Origin of the sequence: Micromonospora sp. NPDC049645, assembly GCF_040675155.1 — a bacterium.
GTDB lineage: Bacteria > Actinomycetota > Actinomycetes > Mycobacteriales > Micromonosporaceae > Micromonospora.
On record NZ_JBFAOI010000006.1, the window covers coordinates 74,163 to 89,929 of the forward strand.

Sequence of the window (15,767 nt, forward strand, 5' to 3'; positions counted from 1 at the left end):
AGTCGGCTGGTGAGGTGCCGCTCAGAAGGGTAGCGGGCGTTCCGCCTCATCCCCAGCGAAGGTGCCGATCTCCCGCAGCGCGTGCATCTTGTCCCGGCCGCGCTCTATCGAGGCCAGCGCCCGGGTCAGGAACTGCTCGAAGTTGGCAAGCGCGGTGTCGACATAGTCGTCGACCTCCTCCCGCAGGCGCTGCGCCTCGGCGCGAGCCTCCCCGATGATCCGGGCACCCTCGTGCTCGGCCGACACGGTGATCTCGTTCACCGAGACCAGGCGGGCGTGTTCTGCCTCACCCTCGCTGATGATCCGGTCCGCCTCGCGCTTGCCGGCTTCCATGATCTTGTCGCGCTCCTCCAGGAGCGCGGCGGCGCGACGCAGGTCGGCGGGGAGATCGGCACGCATCTCGTCGAGGGCCGCGATCATCTCGCCCCGGTCGACCATGCAGTTGTTGCGCGACATCGGGACGGAGCGGGCCTGCTCCAGGATGGCGATCAGTTCGTCGATGCGATCGAGCGGGTCCACCGGCTACCTCACTCCTGTCGTTCGTCGGCCGACCTCAATGATGCGGGCTACGGCCGTTCCCCGCGCCACCAATCATGTCGTGCCCGCCCCACCGCCGCCCCACTCACCCCAACCCGGCGAGTCGCGACATTGTCACCCCGCGCGCCCGCCTCGCGCCCCTTCCCGTCGATCTTGCATTTCCTGTCGTGCCAAACCGCCCGAAAAAGGGCGACTCGGCAACCAAAAGTGCAAGATCGCGGGAGGGCGGGGTCGGCTCGACTCAGGGACGGGGGCCCAGGCGGGCCTGGAGGGCTTCGCGGACCGGGTCGGGGACGTGGGCGGAGATGTCCCCGCCCCACTTGGCGACGTCCTTCACCAGGCTCGACGAGAGGAACGAGTAGAGCGGGTTGGTCGGCATGAACAACGTCTCGACGCCGGCCAGACCGATGTTCATCTGGGCCATCTGCAACTCGTAGTCGAAGTCGCTGACCGCGCGCAGGCCCTTGATCAGCACACTCGCCTGCTGGGCCCGGCAGAAGTCCACCAGCAGCCCCCGGAACGACTCGACCCGCACGTTGCCGTACGACGAGGTCACCTCGCGGAGCATCTCGATCCGCTCCTCGACGGTGAACAGGCCACTCTTCGACTGGTTCATCAGCACACCGACGATCACCTCGTCGAAGAGCCGACTGGCCCGACCGATGATGTCGAGGTGTCCGTTGGTGACCGGGTCGAACGAACCGGGGCACACCGCACGTCTCATGATCGGCGACCGTACCAAAGGGTGGTCTCGCCGTAACGGCGACTGCGTTCCGGGGTGATCCCTTCCACCCAGTCGAACTCCCTGGTCCGGCTGGACCGCTCCACCACCACCAACGCGTCAGCCGTCAGCCAGCCACCATCGACCAGCGCGGTCAACAGCGCGGTGATCTCCGCGTCCGGCACCGCGTACGGCGGGTCGGCGAACACCACGTCGTACGGCTCGCCGTCCGGTCCGGCGGCCAGCACCGTCGCCACCTTGCCGGTGACCAGGCGGGCCGCCGAGCCGGCGCGGAGAGCCGCCACGTTCTCCCGGATCACCCGGGACGCCCGGGGGTCGGACTCGACCAGCAGCACGTGCCGGGCCCCCCGGGAGAGCGCCTCCAGCCCGACCGCGCCGGAGCCGGCGTACAGGTCGGCGAAGCGGGCACCGTCAAGGTCGACCTCGGCTTGGACGGCACTGAACAGCGCCTCCCGGACCCGATCCGAGGTGGGTCGGGTGCCGGCGCCGGGTGGCGCGGCGATTCGTCGGCCACCGAGCGTCCCGGCCACGATCCGGGTCACCGTTTCCTCCTGCTCATGCCCGCGACGCTACGCGACCCGTCGGACTTGGCGGCCGACACGGTCGGTACCACCATGCGGAACAGGTGATCACATTTCGTATATCAATGATCTCAAATTCATAACATCCGCCTTAGCTAAACCTGAGCGCTGTATCACGCGCGGCGATCTCGCTAGGGTCTGCCGGGTGTCGGCGGCAACCCACCGACCCGCGGCTCGGGAGGACGCCTCTCCTATCGGACGTGCAGTGACCGTCCACTGTCACTCCCGGGCCACACCCCTGACGCTTCAGCACTCCAGGAGTACCCGTGATCCGTCCCAAGCTGTCGCTCCGGCGACCGCTGGCCATCCTGGGAGCCGCCCTCATCGGCCTCACCGGGGTCGTCGCGGTGGCCACCCCAGCCAGCGCACACCACACCACCATCACCGCCACCGCCGACTGTGACCGGCTCACCGGCGAGCGCGTGATCACGTGGAAGGTGGAGAACAGCGAGACCAACAAGGACGCCACGCTCCAGACGGTGACCACCAACCCGGACACCCCGGTGAACGTGCTCAGCGACAGCGCCAAGTCGGCACCGCTGCAGGGCTACGTCATCGACCAGGGCAGCTCCGTGACGGCCGTCCAGCGGGTGCCCGGCGACACCACCACGGCGAACCTCAAGGTGTACGCCGAGTGGCTGGTGGACGGCGTCAAGACCGCGGACAACACCAAGGACGAGACCATCACCCTCGGTGCCGACAAGGCCTGCGCGCCGGCCCCGAAGTGCGTCGAGGTCGACAAGGCCACGTACAGCCACACCTTCGACGGCCCGAAGGGCACCGCCACCGTCAAGCTCGACGGTGACCTGCCGCTCTGCGGCGAGGGCAAGCAGTGGTTCACGCTGGTGTCGTACTTCGCGCCGCGGCCGCAGTTCGCCACCCCGCAGTACGTCTACGGCACGCCGGACACCGACTGGGTCGGTGGCACCCAGACCGAGATCACGCTGAACGTCGAGATCCCCGACTGCCACACCCAGGTCGACCTGATCTGGGGCGGCAAGGACGAGGTCATCGACGAGCTGGTTGATGGCGGCAAGCGGTACGGCGACAAGAAGCTCGGCTCGCCCGGCGCCCCGGGCAGCCGGTCCAAGGGCCCGCAGGGCTGGTACAACGGCGGCAGCAAGAGTTGCACCACCCCGGCCTCGACCTTCGCGTCCAACTGCGACGGATCGGTCGCCGTTTCGCTGAGCAACGACGGCAAGATCAGCAAGTACGCCGTCGAGTTCGAGGTCAAGGGCGAGAACGGCTTCTCCAAGAAGGTCTCCGTCCCGGCCGGCAAGGCCGACACCAGCATCGTGGTGCCCGCCGCCGACGCCGGCAAGATCGAGGTGCTGGTCGACGGCAAGGCCGTCGAGAACGGCACCTACTCGTGGCAGCGCCCCGAGGACTGCCCCCTGCCGGCCGTCACCACCAAGGCCGACTGCAAGAACTTCGCCCTCACCGCGACCAACCCCGAGGGTGGGCTCCCGGTCAAGGCGACGTTCAGCTACGACGGCAAGACCGAGACCCGTACCGTCGCGGCCGGCGCGTCGGAGACGGTGACCTTCGAGGCCGGGAAGGACAAGACGGCGATCGTCGCACTCCCCGACCTGGACATGGAGCTTGAGGCGATCTACACGCCGGAGGGCAACTGCGGTGGCGGTGGCGCTGGCGGCGAGGAGCCGGGCCTTCCGGTGACCGGTGCTGCCACCGGCGGCATCATCGCCGGTGCCCTGCTGCTGCTCGCTGCCGGTGCCGCCCTGTTCGTGGTGGCCCGTCGTCGTCGGGTGCGCTTCACCGCCTGAGACAACCCGCTCTGATCACTGAGGGCGCGTCGACCACCCGGTCGGCGCGCCCTCAGCCATGTAGCGGGCCTGCCTGATCCACTCGACAACACTGAAACCGGGGTATCCCGTCGGCGGGGATACCCCGGTTTCGTGAAATCGGAGTGGATCACCGGGCCGGCCCGCAGGCACGCGGCCCCCAGGCAGGCGGCCCGCAGGCAGGCGGCCCGCAGGCAGGCGGCCAGCAGACCGACCGCCGGGCGGGTGGTCAGCCCTTTTCCAGGTACTCCGCGCGGTCCTCGTCGACCAGGGCGGCCACCGAGGCGGCCAGCGCCGGGTTCCCGGTCAGCTCCGGGTCGCGCTCGACCAGGGCGATCGCCTCGGCTCGGGCGTCGCGGATCAGGTCGGCGTCCTTCAGCAGGGACAGCAGCCGCAGATGCGACCGGCGCCCGGACTGGGTGGCACCCAGCACATCACCCTCCCGGCGCTGCTCCAGGTCGAGCTCGGCGAGCTTGAAACCGTCGCTTGTGGACGCCACCGCGTCGAGCCGTTCCCGCGCCGACGAGCCCTCCGCCGCCTCGCTGACCAGCAGGCAGAGCCCGGCGGCGGCACCCCGGCCGACCCGGCCCCGCAACTGGTGCAGTTGGGAGACCCCGAACCGGTCGGCGTCCAGCACGATCATCACGGTCGCGTTCGGCACGTCCACGCCAACCTCGACCACCGTCGTGGCGACCAGGACGTCCAGGTCACCGGCGGCGAAGGAACGCATCACCGCGTCCTTCTCGTCGGCCGGCAGCCGACCGTGCAACACCCCGATCCGCAACCCGTGCAGCGGACCCTCGGCCAGCAGCGGAGCCACCTCGGTCACCGCCAGCGGCGGGCGACGCCCGTTGTCGTCGACCGGCGGCGGCTCCTCCTCCGACGTCGGTCCCTCGCCGATCCGCGGGCAGACCACGTACGCCTGGTGGCCGGCGGCCACCTCCTCGCGCAGCCGACGCCAGGCCCGCTCCAGGTAGGCCGGCTTCTCGGCGGCCGGCACCACGTGCGAGGCGATCGGTGAGCGGCCCCGGGGCAGCTGGGAGAGCGTGGACACCTCCAGGTCGCCGTAGACGGTCATCGCCACCGTGCGCGGGATCGGGGTGGCCGTCATCACCAACACGTGCGGCGGCTGGTCGGCCTTGGCCCGCAGGGCGTCGCGCTGCTCCACGCCGAAACGGTGCTGCTCGTCGACGACCACCAGCCCGAGGTCGGCGAAGTCGACCCCCTCGTAGAGCAGGGCGTGGGTGCCCAGCACGATGCCGGCGGCGCCGCTGGCCACCTCGCCGAGCGCCCGGCGGCGGGCCGCCGCGCCCAGCGAACCGGTGACCAGCTCGACCCGGGTGGCCTGCTCGGCGGAACCCAGCTCACCGGCCCGCCCGAGCGGGCCGAGCAGGTCGAGCATGCCGCGGTGGTGTTGGGCGGCGAGCACCTCGGTGGGCGCCAGCAGGGCCGCCTGCCCGCCCGCGTCGACCACCTGGAGCATCGCGCGCAACGCCACCACCGTCTTGCCCGAGCCCACCTCGCCCTGGAGCAACCGGTGCATGGGGTGCGGGGTGGCCAGGTCCGCCGCGATCTCCACGCCCACCTCACGCTGACCGGCCGTCAGCTCGTACGGGAGTCGCGCGTCGAACGCCTCCAGCAGCCCGCCCGGCCGCGCCGGGCGGGGCCGGGCCGGCCAGTCGGCCGCCCGGTGCTTGCGCTGCACCAGGGTCAACTGGACGGCGAAGGCCTCGTCCCACTTGAGACGCCGCCGCGCCCGGTACAGCTGCTCCTTGCTGGACGGTCGGTGGATCTCGGTCAACGCGGTGCCCAGCCCGACCAGTTTCCGGCTGGCCCGCACGTCGCTCGGCAGCGGATCGTCCGGCGGAGTGAACGTGTCCAGAACGACGCGGACGCAGCGCGCGATCACCCAGGTCGGCACGGCCGCGGCGGCGGGGTAGACGGGAATCAGCGCGCCGGCGAACTCCTCGATGTCGTCGCTGACCGCCGCCTCACCGTCGCCACCCTCGCCGAGCAGGACGTACTCCGGGCCGTTGAGCTGCCGTTTGCCCCGGAACTCGGTGACCTTGCCGGCGAACAGGCCCCACCGGCCGGGGCGCAGCTCCCGCTCGCGCCACGCCTGGTTGCCGAAGAAGGTCAACGTCAGCACCCCGCCCGTGCCGTCGCCGACGGTCACCTCCAACAGGTTGCCCCGCCGCTGACGCATCGGGCGCAGCGCGGTGCGCTGCACCTGGGCCAACACGGTGACCTGTTCACCGACGTCCAGCGAGCGGATGTCGGTGTGCTCGCCACGCTCGTCGTAGCGACGCGGGAAGTGGTAGACCAGGTCACCCGCGGTGTGCAGGTCGAGGTGCGAGGCCAGCGCCTTGGCTGTCTTGTCCCCGACCAGCTTCTTCAGCGGAGTGTCCACCGTGGCTGGTTCGCTCATTCGATCCCTACCAGGAGCGGATAAAACGGCTGGCCGCCCGGGTACGCGTGCACCTCGACGAACGGCCAGCGCCGCGCGACGTGCGCGCGGACGGCATCGGTGAGCCCGGCCGGGGCGTCCACCCCCGCCAACAGGGTGACCAGCTCGCCACCGCCGCCGAGCATCCGGTCGACGACGGCCGCGCAGGTGTCGGTGAGGTCGGTGCCGATCAGGTGCACCTCGCCCTCGACCAGCGCCAGCACGTCACCGGGCCGACACGGCCCGGCCACGGTCAGCGCCTCCCGGCTGGCGTGGCAGACCTCGGCGTAACGGCAGGCGCCCGCCGCCTCGGCCATGGCGATGACGTCGTCCTCGAAGCGGCGGTCGCCGTCGCGCACCGCGAGGGCGGCCAGCGCCTGCACGGGCGAGCGGGTCGGCACCACGCTCACCTTGATGCCGTGCCGATGGGCCTCACGGGCGGCCACGCTCGCCACCGCCTCCGTGTTGGCGTCGTTGGGCAGCACCACCACCCGGGCCGCGCCGGTGCTCCGGATGGCGTCCAGCAGCTCACCGGTGGACGGGTTGCCCGGCAGCACGGTGGCACCCTCCGCGGCGAACAGGTCGGCGATGCCGCCGCCGGTGGCGACCACCACCGCGGCCCGACCTGCCTCCGCCGGGCCGGGGGGCGGCTCCGGCTGGTCGGCGAAACGGGTCACCGAGATCCGGTACGGCCGGCCGGCCGCCACACCGGCCTCGACCGCCGCGCCCACGTCGTTGACGTGCACGTGCACGTTCCAGGTGCCCGTCGGCTCACGACCGTCGCCGACGACGACGAGCGAATCCCCCAGCGCGTCCAGTGCCCGGCGTAACTCGGCGACCGCCTCGGCTCCGGCATCGAGCAGGAACTGCACCTCGTACGCGTACTCGTCGGAACCGGTCTCGCGCGCGACGGTGGCCGCCGGGCGGGCGGAGCGCGGCGTGGGCGCGGGCGTCGGCGCGGGCGCGCTCTCCCCGGTGAGCACCTCGACCAGGGCGTCGAGCAGCACGCAGAGCCCTCGGCCACCGGCGTCGACCACACCGGCGTGGGCCAGCGCCGGCAGTTGCTCCGGGGTCCGGGTGAGCGCCTCGGCCGCCGCCCGGGCCGCGCCGCGGGCCACCGTCGGCAGGTCGTCGGTGTCCGCGCGTTCGGCAGCGGCGGCGGCAGCGGCGACCACGGTGAGCAGGGTGCCCTCGACCGGCCGGGCGACGGCGGTGTACGCGGCGGTGGTGCCGCAGCGCAGCGCGGCGGCGAACTCCCGGCCGCGCACCGCCGGCACCCCGGCGACCTCGTCGGCGAACCCCCGCAGGATCTGCGAGAGGATCACCCCGGAGTTGCCCCGCGCGCCGAGCAGCGCGCCCTGCGCCATCAGCCGCAGCGCGTGCCCGTGGGCGGTCGGCCCGCTGTCGGGGAGAGTGTCCAGATCCATCGCGAGGGCCTGCTGGGCCGATGTGAGGGTGAGCACCAGATTGGTGCCGGTGTCGCCGTCGGGCACCGGATAGACGTTGAGCTGGTCGATCTCGCCCTGGTGGCGCTTCAGTGCGGCCAACCCGCCCGCGCACCAGCGGCGGACCGCGGCGGCGTCGAGGGTGTCCAGCACGGGCAGAAGCCTACTGGCGCGCACCGACACCCGTCGGACTCGTCCGGCGTGTCCTCCGCGCCTCGGGCCGGCGGTGGCCGTAACGCGGACGAACCCCTCCGGTAGCCTTGCCGCCGGGCCGGCCCACCGTCGGGCGGACGGGCCCACGACCAGGCGTGAGCCGGGGCACGGGCGAGCGCCGGACCGGGCCGGTTGGCCGGGTCGGCGAGTCATCGGGTAACCTGACCAGGTTGCCCGGGCAGCACCTGCCGGCGACCTCATGAACGTATCAATCCCAGGAGTATCCCGTGGCTAGCGTGTGCGACGTCTGTGGCAAGGGACCGGGCTTCGGCCACAACGTGTCCCACTCGCACCGGCGGACCAACCGCCGCTGGAACCCGAACATCCAGTCGGTGCGTACCCCGGCCGGTGGCGGCAACACCAAGAAGTTGCAGGTCTGCACCTCGTGCATCAAGGCCGGCAAGGTCACCCGCGCCTGACGCGGTAGCACCCACCTTCTCGTACGGCTCAGCCGGCGGACCCTGCGGTCCGCCGGCTCTGTCGTGTCCGCGCCGGGGCCTGCCCGCCGGCGTCCGACCCGCGGATCAGAGGGTACGGCCGAAGGAGACGCAGCCCTCCGCGTCCTTGTAGAAGCCGAAGTTCGGAATCCGCTCGTACCCGGCGGAGCCGTACATCGCGATCGCCTCGGGCTGCTTGTCGCCGCACTCCAGGACCATCCGCTTGCGGCCCCGCTCACGGGCCGAGCGCTCGACGGCCGCCAGCACCGCGCGGGCCACCCCCCGCCCCCGGGCCGCCGGGGCGGTGTACATCCGCTTCAGCTCCGCGGTGTCGGCCCCGTGGCTGCGCCAGCCGCCACAGCCGACCGGCTCACCGCCGAGATAGGCGACCAGGAACGCGCCGTCCGGCGGCTCGAACTCGGCCGCGTCCACCGGGGTGTCGTCGCCGGAGCCGCCGTAGCGGGCCCCGAGGTCGGCCAGTGCGGCTTGGATCAGGTGCTGTGCCACCGGTGCGTCGAACCGCACCGCCCGGATCTCGATCTCACTCACGGTATCCAGGGTACGGCGGTCGTCGGGCCTCACCGGAAGTGGTCCCAGCCTGCCGGGCCGTCGTGGGCGACGCCGTCGACCGTCACCCCGGCACCGTCGGTGACCAGGCCGATCGGCCGCCAGTCCGGCGGCAGCGCCACCGCCGGGGGGAAGGTCGCGGCCAGCGCGTGGTCGTCGCCACCGGCGAGGATCCAGGTGTACGGGTCGACGCCGAGCGCCTGCGCCGCGTCGGCCATCTGCCGGGGCACCTCGAACGCGGCGCGGTGCACGTCGATCGCCACCCCGCTGGCCGCCGACACGTGCCCGAGGTCGGCGAGGAGCCCGTCCGACACGTCGATCATGGCGGTGGCGCCGAGCTGGGCGGCCTGCGGGCCGGCCGGGTAGGGCACCTGCGGCCGCCGGTACGCCTCAACCAGCAGCCGGGGGGTACGGAAGCCCCTGGTGAGCACGGTCAGCCCGGCTGCCGCGTACCCGCAGCGCCCAGCCAGGGCGAGCACGTCACCGGGGCGGGCGCCCGACCGCAGCACCGGCGGCCGGCCGGCCAGGTCACCCAGCGCGGTGACCGCGACGGTCAGGGTGGGACTGGCCGACATGTCCCCGCCGACGACGCTCGCGCCGATTGTCGCCGCCTCGGCGGAGAGCCCGTCGGCCAACTCCTCCGCCCAGCCGGTGTCCAGGTCCGCCGGCATGCAGAGAGCGACCAGCAGGGCGGTCGGCGTGGCACCCATCGCCGCGATGTCCGCCAGGTTGGCCGCCGCCGCCCGGTGCCCGACGTCGCGGGCCGAGGACCAGTCCCGCCGGAAGTGCCGGCCGTCGACCAGCACGTCGGTGGAGGCCACCACCCGGCCGTCCGACGCGGCCACCACCGCCGCGTCGTCGCCCGGGCCGAGCAGGGTCGTCGGCCCGTACGACAGCCGGGCGGTGATCTTCCCGATCAGCCCGAACTCCCCGACTCCGGACACACCGACGCCGCCGCGGGCGTTGCGCCCGTGCTGCCCGGCTCCGCCGTGCTCGCTCACCGCTGCTCCTTGACCACCGATAGGGATCAGACCTGGTCCGTAAGGTACTTTCACCCTTCGGGCCGCTCCCGGGCGGCGACGGACGGAGGTCGAGTCGTGGTACAGGCGTACATCCTCATCCAGACAGAGGTCGGTCGCGCACGCGACGTGGCGGGTCTCATCGCGGACATCCCCGGCGTGGTACGCGTCGACGCCGTCACCGGGCCGTACGACGTGGTCGTCCTCACCGAGGCGAACACCGTCGACGAGCTCGGCAAACTCATTGTCAGCAAGGTGCAGATGGTGCCCGGCATCACCCGCACCCTCACGTGTTCGGTGGTGCGGCTGTAAGTGGACGAGATGACGACCTCCTCCGCTGCTCTGGACGACGAGGCGCGCGACGCGGCCGACGGGACGCCCGAGCCGGCTGACGGTAACCGCGAGTCGGGCGATCCGTCCGCCGCCGCGCCGGCCGGCCACGATCGGAGCATGCGCGGCGCGGCCCTGCTGGCAACGGCGATCGCGCTGCCGATCACGCTGCTGGTGGCCGTGCTGGCCTTCAGCAAGCTCGCCCCGGACACGCCGGCCGCCGCGCCGACGCCCTCCGCGACCACCGCCCGGGCGCAGTCCACCGCTCCGGTGGAGATGGCCGCCCCGGCCCTGGCCGCCCGCCCGGCCACGGTCTGCCGGGCCCTGCTCTCCCAGCTGCCGGCGAGCATCCGCGACCTGGCCCAGCGGCCGGTCACCGCCGGCCCGGAGCAGAACGCCGCGTACGGCGACCCGGCGCTGACCGTGGCCTGCGGCGGTGCCGAGCCGACCTTCCCCAGCACCGACGAGGTCTGGACGGTCAACCGGGTCTGCTGGCACCTGGCCGAGCAGGCCGACGCGGCCGTGCTCACCACGGTCGACCGGGAGACGATGATCAGCGTGCGGGTCCCGAAGTCGTACGAGCAGCCGTTGCAGTGGCTGCCGGCGATCTCCAGCACGATCGTGGCGAGCGTGCCCTCCGGCGGCGCGATCCCGTCCGGCTGCCAGCGCTGAACGCGGTCCGGCCCCGCCCGCTCCCGGCTGATCCGGACGGGGGCGGGGCCGGACCGCTCAGTGCAGGCCGACGCCGCGCCGCTGGGCGGTACGGATCAGCCGGTTGACCAGCTTCGGGTATTCCAGCCCGGCAGCCGCCCACATCCGCGGGAACATCGACGTCGGGGTGAAACCGGGCATCGTGTTGATCTCGTTGAGATAGACGTCCAGCTCCGGGGTGACGAAGAAGTCGGCCCGGGCCAGGCCGGCGCAGTCCAGCGCGGTGAACGCGCGGACCGCGTACTCCTGCACCTGGCGGGTCACCCGCTCCGGCAGGTCGGCCGGGATGTCGTACTCGCAGGAGTCGTCGAGGTACTTCGCCTCGAAGTCGTAGAAGTCGTGGTCGGCGACGACCCGCACCTCGGCCAGCACGGACGCCTCGGGCGCGCCGCCGGCCTCCCCCTCCAGCACCCCGCACTCGACCTCGCGGCCGACGACCGCGGCCTCGACGATGACCTTCGGGTCGAACTGCCGGGCGGCGGCGACGGCCGCGTCCAGCTGCGCCCAGTCGGTGACCTTGCTGACGCCGAACGACGACCCGGCTCGGGACGGCTTGACGAAGACCGGCAGGCCGAGCTGCTCCTTGTCCTCCTCGCCGAGCGTCATGCCGTTGCGCAGCACCGCGTACGGGACGACCGGGATGCCCTCCACGGCGCAGAGCTTCTTGGTGAACTCCTTGTCCATGGCGGCGGCGGACGCGAACACGTTCGCCCCGACGTAGGGGATGCCGGCCATCTCCAGCATTCCCTGGATGGTGCCGTCCTCGCCGTACGCGCCGTGCAGCACCGGGAAGACCACATCCACGTCGGCCAGCACCCGGGGGCCCTCGGTCGGGTCGAGCACCATCAGACCGTTGCCGGTGGGGTCGGCGCGCAGCACGATGTCGTCGCCGGAATCGGCGGTGATCTCCGGCAGTTGACGGGCGTTGATCGCTAGCTGGGCGGGATCTCCGCTGGTCAGCACCCACTGGCCGGCCCGGGTGATGCCCACGGGCACCACCTCGAACTCGTCCGGGTCGAGTGCGCCGAACACGCTGCCGGCACTGACGCAGGAGATGCCGTGCTCCGGGCTGCGGCCGCCGAAGACGATCGCCACGCGGGTCTTGCCTGGGGTGGTCACTCCGGTCACCTCTTCGTACGCGACTGCGGCTGGTCGTGCTCGCCGGTGGCGCTCACCCGGTTGACCTTACTGTGCGTGGCGATGGGGCGAGGCGATACCCGGCGAGCCACGGCACGACACGGCAATCGGTCATCAGAGGATATACGGTGCGTAATCAGACGGTTGTGTGGCCTCAGTCCCGGGAGTGCCGGCGGCCGACGGCGATCACCTTCACCCGCTGCCGCCCGGCCCGCACCATGCCCAGCGCCATGAACGCCCCGGCGATGCGGTCGGCGGCCTCCCGGCTGCTGGCGCCGACGACCTGCCGACGTCGCTCCGGCGCGGTTCGCTCGTTGCGGTTGACACCTTCGACGGGCCGCACGTCGGTGAGCACCACGAGGAAACGGGTCATCGCACGCCACCCGAGGGCACGGCGGGGGGCTCCGGGCGGGTTCGCACGTCGTCTCCTTCCGGCAGGCCGGGATGGAGGGGAGGCACGCGACGATCGGGTACGGGGGAGAAACCCGATCGCCGCGCGCCCCATCCCCTCCGGTCGCTCACCACCACCGTCGCCACGACAACCGGCGGTGAGGACGCCATGACAGATTGACACGTGTACAGCCGTGAATGCAACTCTCATCGACGTTCTCTCATGCAGACGTTCCCGCAAATGTGTGCGACCATCGATGCATGGCCCCGAAGACCGCCCGTGCCCGCCGGCTCGGCATCGCCCTGCGCCACCACCGGGAAGCCGCCGGGCTGACGCTGGAGACCGCGGCGGATGAGATCAACAGCACCCGCAGCACCCTCTCCCGGTACGAGAACGCCCAGACCCTGATCACCCCGGCGACCGTGCGCGCCCTGCTCACGTCGTACGGGGTGAGCGCCGACGAGGTGGCCGCGGCGGTGCAGCTCGCCAAGGACGCCCGCAAGCCAGGCTGGTGGGTGTCGTACTCCTACGTGCTGGATCGGCGCACCATCGACTTCATCGCGCTGGAGGCCGAGGCGACCGCCATCGCCAACTTCGAGCCCTCGGTGGTGCCCGGTCTGCTGCAGACCGCCGACTACATCCGGGGCGTGATGCGGGGCGGCCCGCACACCCTCGGCGACGACCTGGTGGAGCAGCGGGTCAAGGTCCGGCTCGACCGGCAACTGCGACTCACCGGCGACCAGCCGCCCATCTTCGACGCGATCATCGACGAAGGCGCCCTGCTGCGCCCGGTCGGTGACCAGTCGGTGATGAACGGGCAGCTCCGACACCTGGTCAAGATGGCCGAGCTGCCCAACATCAGCGTCCAGGTGATCCCGCTCTCCGCCGGCTACCACCGGGGCACCCGGGGTTCGCTGCACATCCTCGAATTCGCCGACCCGGAGGATCCGATCATCGCCTCGGTGGAGACCGTCGCAGGTCAGATGATCCTTGACCGGGCCGGCGAGACGCGTACCTGCACCAAGATCATGGAGCATCTCCGAAGTGTGGCGCTCAGCCCGGCGGACAGCCGCGAGATGCTCTTGTCAGTCCTGAAGGGACGGTAGGACCGATGACACCGACGATCACAGCGGCCTTGGCCGCGGCGGCGTGGCGCAAGAGCAGCCGCAGCGGCGACGAGGGCGCCTGCGTGGAGGTGGCCGCGATACCGCGGCTCGTGGCCGTCCGCGACTCCAAGGACCCGGCCGGCCCGGCGCTGCTGTTCCCCCCGGCCGCCTGGGCCACCTTCGCCCAGGCACCACCGCGCCGCTGACCCCACCGATGCCCATCAGCGGCTGAGACCGGGCCGCCCCCGGTGACGTGAAGCGTGCCGAGCCGGCGCGGGCCGATGCCCGCGCCGGCTCAGGCAACCAGCGGCCGAGTCTCCGGAACGGCGCGCAGCGCCTCCAGCGCGGCGATCGCGACCCCCCGGGCACCGGCCATGTCCCGGTCCGGCACCAACGCGAAGGTGGCCACCGACGCCTGCTCCTCCCGAAGCACGGTGTGCTCGCGGACCGTCTCCAGGAACCAGTCACGGAACTCCGGCGCCGCCTCCACCACCCCGCCACCGACGAAGTACGCGTGCGGGTCGGTGAAGTTCGCGGCGACCGTGAACAGCCGCCCCAACGCCATCGCCTGCTGGGTGAAGAGGTCCCGAGCGAGGGCGTCCGCGCGCTCGCCGTACCCGCGGACCAGCTTGGCCGCCCGGGCCACCGGCTCGGCGGCGAGCGGATGCTCCGGATAGCGGGTCAGCCAGTACGGCAACAGGTTGCGTTCGATGCCGGTCAGCGAGGCCACGCTCTCGACGTCCCCGGTGAAGCCGCAGGCACAGGTGGGTTCCGGCTGACCCGGGCCGAGCAGCCCGCTCAGCGGGATGTGCACGTGACCGAGCTCGCCGGCCATCCCGGCCGCACCGGCGATCACCCGACCGCTCTCGACCACACCGCCGCCGAGGCCGGTGCCGACGATGGCCGACACCGACGAGCGGTTCATCGCGTCGGAGCCGAAGTAGACGTGGTGGGCGTAGAGCGCCGCCGCGTTGCCGTCGTTGTGGTAGATCACCGGCAGGCCGAGCCGCCGCTCCAGCGCCCCTCGCACGTCGAAGCCGCGCCAGGCCGGTTGGGAGAAGTTGGTGGAGCCCCGCGACGAGATGACCCCGTCGGCGCTGGCCGGGCCGGGAGTGTCCAGCCCCACCGCCCGGACGAGGTCACGCGGCACGCCGGTCTGCGCCAGCGCGCCGTCCAGGGCACGGGCCAGCGCCTCGATAGCCGCCTCCGGCCCGGAGCGCACCTCGCTGGGGATCTCCAACAGCCCGTCCACCAGGAAGTGGCCGTCCACCGTCAGCACGGTGGCGTTGTTGCTGGTGCCGCCGTTGTCCAGCCCGACGACCACCGGCACCCCTGCGCTGCCCACCGAAACCGCCTCCCGCCCTCGTGAGTGTGAGCCGAGGCTAGTGCCAAGCCCTCTCCCCCGCCACGCCCCGCCCCACCCCTCCCGCGATCTTGCACTTACTGTCCCGACATAAGGGGCATCCGGCTCATCCGGGCAACCGCAAGTGCAAGATCGCCGGGAGATAGGGCGTGGGTCAGGGGCGGCGGGCGAGTAGCGCGGTGGCGTCCAGGTCCTCGTCGTGGCGCACGGTGGGCACCAGGCCGGCCGCCCGGAACGCCTCGCCTAGGGCGTCGACCTGGGTGGTGCCGGCTTCCACCACCAGGTGCCCGCCGGGGGCCAGCCAACCGGCCGCGTCGGCGCCCACCCGGCGCAGCACGGAGAGCCCGTCCGGACCACCGTCGAGCGCCACCGACGCCTCGTGCAGTCGTGCCTCCGGCGGCATGAGCGCGACCGCGTCGGTCGGCACGTACGGAGCGTTCGCGACCACCAGGTCGAGCCGGCCCCGCCAGCGCCGGGGCAGCGGGGCGAACAGGTCACCCTGGTACACCTCGACGTCCAGCCCGGCGACGTTGCGGCGGGCACAGGTCACGGCCGCCGGGTCGATGTCGGCGGCGGCCAGCCAGCGCGGCGCGAGCCGGTGCGCCAACGCGACAGTGGTGGCCCCGGAGCCGCAGCAGAGGTCGACCACGGCCGGCGCGGGGCCGGTCACCTCGGCCGCCACCTCGACCAGCAGGGCGGTCCGGGCACGCGGCACGAAGACGCCCTCGTCGACCGCGATCCGCCGGCCGCAGAACTCCGCCCAGCCGAGCAGGTACTCCAACGGTTCACCGGCCACCCGGCGGTCGGTCAGGTCGGCCAGCGCCGCCGGACTCCGCGCGGCGGCCAGCAGCAGCTCGGCCTCGTCCTCGGCGTAGACGCAACCGGCGGCCCGTAGTCGACTCACGAGGGCGTCCCGGTCGGCGGGCGACGACGATGCCAA

General features: G+C 72.3%; 17 protein-coding genes. 6 read left to right on the forward strand and 11 right to left on the reverse strand.

The genetic code is table 11. The annotated features are described in order from the left end of the window. Positions 1–21 precede the first annotated feature (21 nt). From AB0J33_RS15850 to rsmD, 3 genes are all read right to left on the reverse strand, one after another. Positions 22–519 (reverse strand): hypothetical protein, encoded by a 498-nt coding sequence (locus tag AB0J33_RS15850; protein ID WP_030335287.1) that lies wholly within the window; start codon positions 517–519, stop codon positions 22–24. 259 nt (positions 520–778) lie between these two features. Beyond that, the gene (coaD, locus tag AB0J33_RS15855; RefSeq protein ID WP_363614052.1) at positions 779–1,261 is read right to left on the reverse strand and encodes a pantetheine-phosphate adenylyltransferase; all 483 of its coding nucleotides are present in this window, start codon (positions 1,259–1,261) and stop codon (positions 779–781) included. Continuing rightward, the gene (gene rsmD, locus AB0J33_RS15860) at positions 1,258–1,821 is read right to left on the reverse strand and encodes a 16S rRNA (guanine(966)-N(2))-methyltransferase RsmD (RefSeq protein WP_363614054.1); all 564 of its coding nucleotides are present in this window, start codon (positions 1,819–1,821) and stop codon (positions 1,258–1,260) included. The genes coaD and rsmD overlap by 4 nt, the downstream gene beginning before the upstream one ends. A gap of 305 nt (positions 1,822–2,126) precedes the next feature. Here rsmD and AB0J33_RS15865 point away from each other — a divergent pair, with 305 nt between their 5' ends. Then, entirely contained in the window at positions 2,127–3,644 is a 1,518-nt protein-coding gene (locus AB0J33_RS15865; RefSeq protein WP_363614056.1) for a cell wall anchor protein, read from the forward strand. Positions 3,645–3,891: 247 nt separating this feature from the next. On the opposite strand, the gene recG is transcribed toward AB0J33_RS15865, so the two are convergent. Together recG and AB0J33_RS15875 are read right to left on the reverse strand one after the other, a co-directional pair. Further along, entirely contained in the window at positions 3,892–6,090 is a 2,199-nt protein-coding gene (gene recG, locus AB0J33_RS15870) for an ATP-dependent DNA helicase RecG (RefSeq protein ID WP_363614058.1), read from the reverse strand. Further along, a complete protein-coding gene (locus AB0J33_RS15875) occupies positions 6,087–7,706 on the reverse strand; it encodes a DAK2 domain-containing protein (RefSeq protein WP_363614060.1) in 1,620 nt (539 codons plus the stop codon). Before AB0J33_RS15875 ends, recG begins: the two co-directional genes overlap by 4 nt. Positions 7,707–7,993: 287 nt before the next feature. Between AB0J33_RS15875 and rpmB the strand changes: the two genes are divergently transcribed. Further along, positions 7,994–8,185, forward strand: coding sequence for a 50S ribosomal protein L28 (gene rpmB, locus AB0J33_RS15880; protein WP_007456456.1), 192 nt, complete (start codon positions 7,994–7,996; stop codon positions 8,183–8,185). Between the two features lie 105 nt (positions 8,186–8,290). Here rpmB and AB0J33_RS15885 read toward each other — a convergent pair whose 3' ends face one another. Beyond that, positions 8,291–8,752 (reverse strand): GNAT family N-acetyltransferase, encoded by a 462-nt coding sequence (locus AB0J33_RS15885; RefSeq protein ID WP_363614063.1) that lies wholly within the window; start codon positions 8,750–8,752, stop codon positions 8,291–8,293. Positions 8,753–8,781: 29 nt separating this feature from the next. After that, positions 8,782–9,771 carry a thiamine-phosphate kinase gene (locus tag AB0J33_RS15890; protein WP_363614065.1) on the reverse strand — a complete coding sequence of 330 codons (990 nt, stop codon included), beginning with the start codon at positions 9,769–9,771 and terminating at the stop codon, positions 8,782–8,784. Between the two features lie 96 nt (positions 9,772–9,867). Between AB0J33_RS15890 and AB0J33_RS15895 the strand changes: the two genes are divergently transcribed. Then, positions 9,868–10,101 carry an Lrp/AsnC ligand binding domain-containing protein gene (locus tag AB0J33_RS15895; protein ID WP_030487446.1) on the forward strand — a complete coding sequence of 78 codons (234 nt, stop codon included), beginning with the start codon at positions 9,868–9,870 and terminating at the stop codon, positions 10,099–10,101. Further along, positions 10,102–10,791, forward strand: coding sequence for a DUF3515 family protein (locus tag AB0J33_RS15900; protein ID WP_363614067.1), 690 nt, complete (start codon positions 10,102–10,104; stop codon positions 10,789–10,791). It abuts the gene before it with no gap. A 57-nt stretch (positions 10,792–10,848) separates the two neighbouring features. Here AB0J33_RS15900 and AB0J33_RS15905 read toward each other — a convergent pair whose 3' ends face one another. Continuing rightward, positions 10,849–11,949, reverse strand: coding sequence for a D-alanine--D-alanine ligase family protein (locus AB0J33_RS15905; RefSeq protein WP_363614069.1), 1,101 nt, complete (start codon positions 11,947–11,949; stop codon positions 10,849–10,851). A 172-nt stretch (positions 11,950–12,121) separates the two neighbouring features. Beyond that, positions 12,122–12,340 (reverse strand): hypothetical protein, encoded by a 219-nt coding sequence (locus AB0J33_RS15910; protein ID WP_363614071.1) that lies wholly within the window; start codon positions 12,338–12,340, stop codon positions 12,122–12,124. Positions 12,341–12,618: 278 nt separating this feature from the next. On the opposite strand from AB0J33_RS15910, the gene AB0J33_RS15915 reads away from it, so the two are divergent. Beyond that, positions 12,619–13,464 (forward strand): helix-turn-helix transcriptional regulator, encoded by an 846-nt coding sequence (locus tag AB0J33_RS15915; protein WP_363614073.1) that lies wholly within the window; start codon positions 12,619–12,621, stop codon positions 13,462–13,464. 5 nt (positions 13,465–13,469) lie between these two features. Beyond that, positions 13,470–13,670, forward strand: coding sequence for a DUF397 domain-containing protein (locus AB0J33_RS15920; RefSeq protein ID WP_363614075.1), 201 nt, complete (start codon positions 13,470–13,472; stop codon positions 13,668–13,670). 89 nt (positions 13,671–13,759) lie between these two features. Here AB0J33_RS15920 and AB0J33_RS15925 read toward each other — a convergent pair whose 3' ends face one another. Both AB0J33_RS15925 and AB0J33_RS15930 read right to left on the reverse strand, forming a co-directional pair. Continuing rightward, on the reverse strand, positions 13,760–14,809 hold the full coding sequence (locus AB0J33_RS15925) for an ROK family protein (RefSeq protein WP_363614077.1): 1,050 nt from the start codon (positions 14,807–14,809) through the stop codon (positions 13,760–13,762). A gap of 172 nt (positions 14,810–14,981) precedes the next feature. Beyond that, the gene (locus tag AB0J33_RS15930) at positions 14,982–15,767 is read right to left on the reverse strand and encodes a putative protein N(5)-glutamine methyltransferase (protein ID WP_363614079.1); all 786 of its coding nucleotides are present in this window, start codon (positions 15,765–15,767) and stop codon (positions 14,982–14,984) included.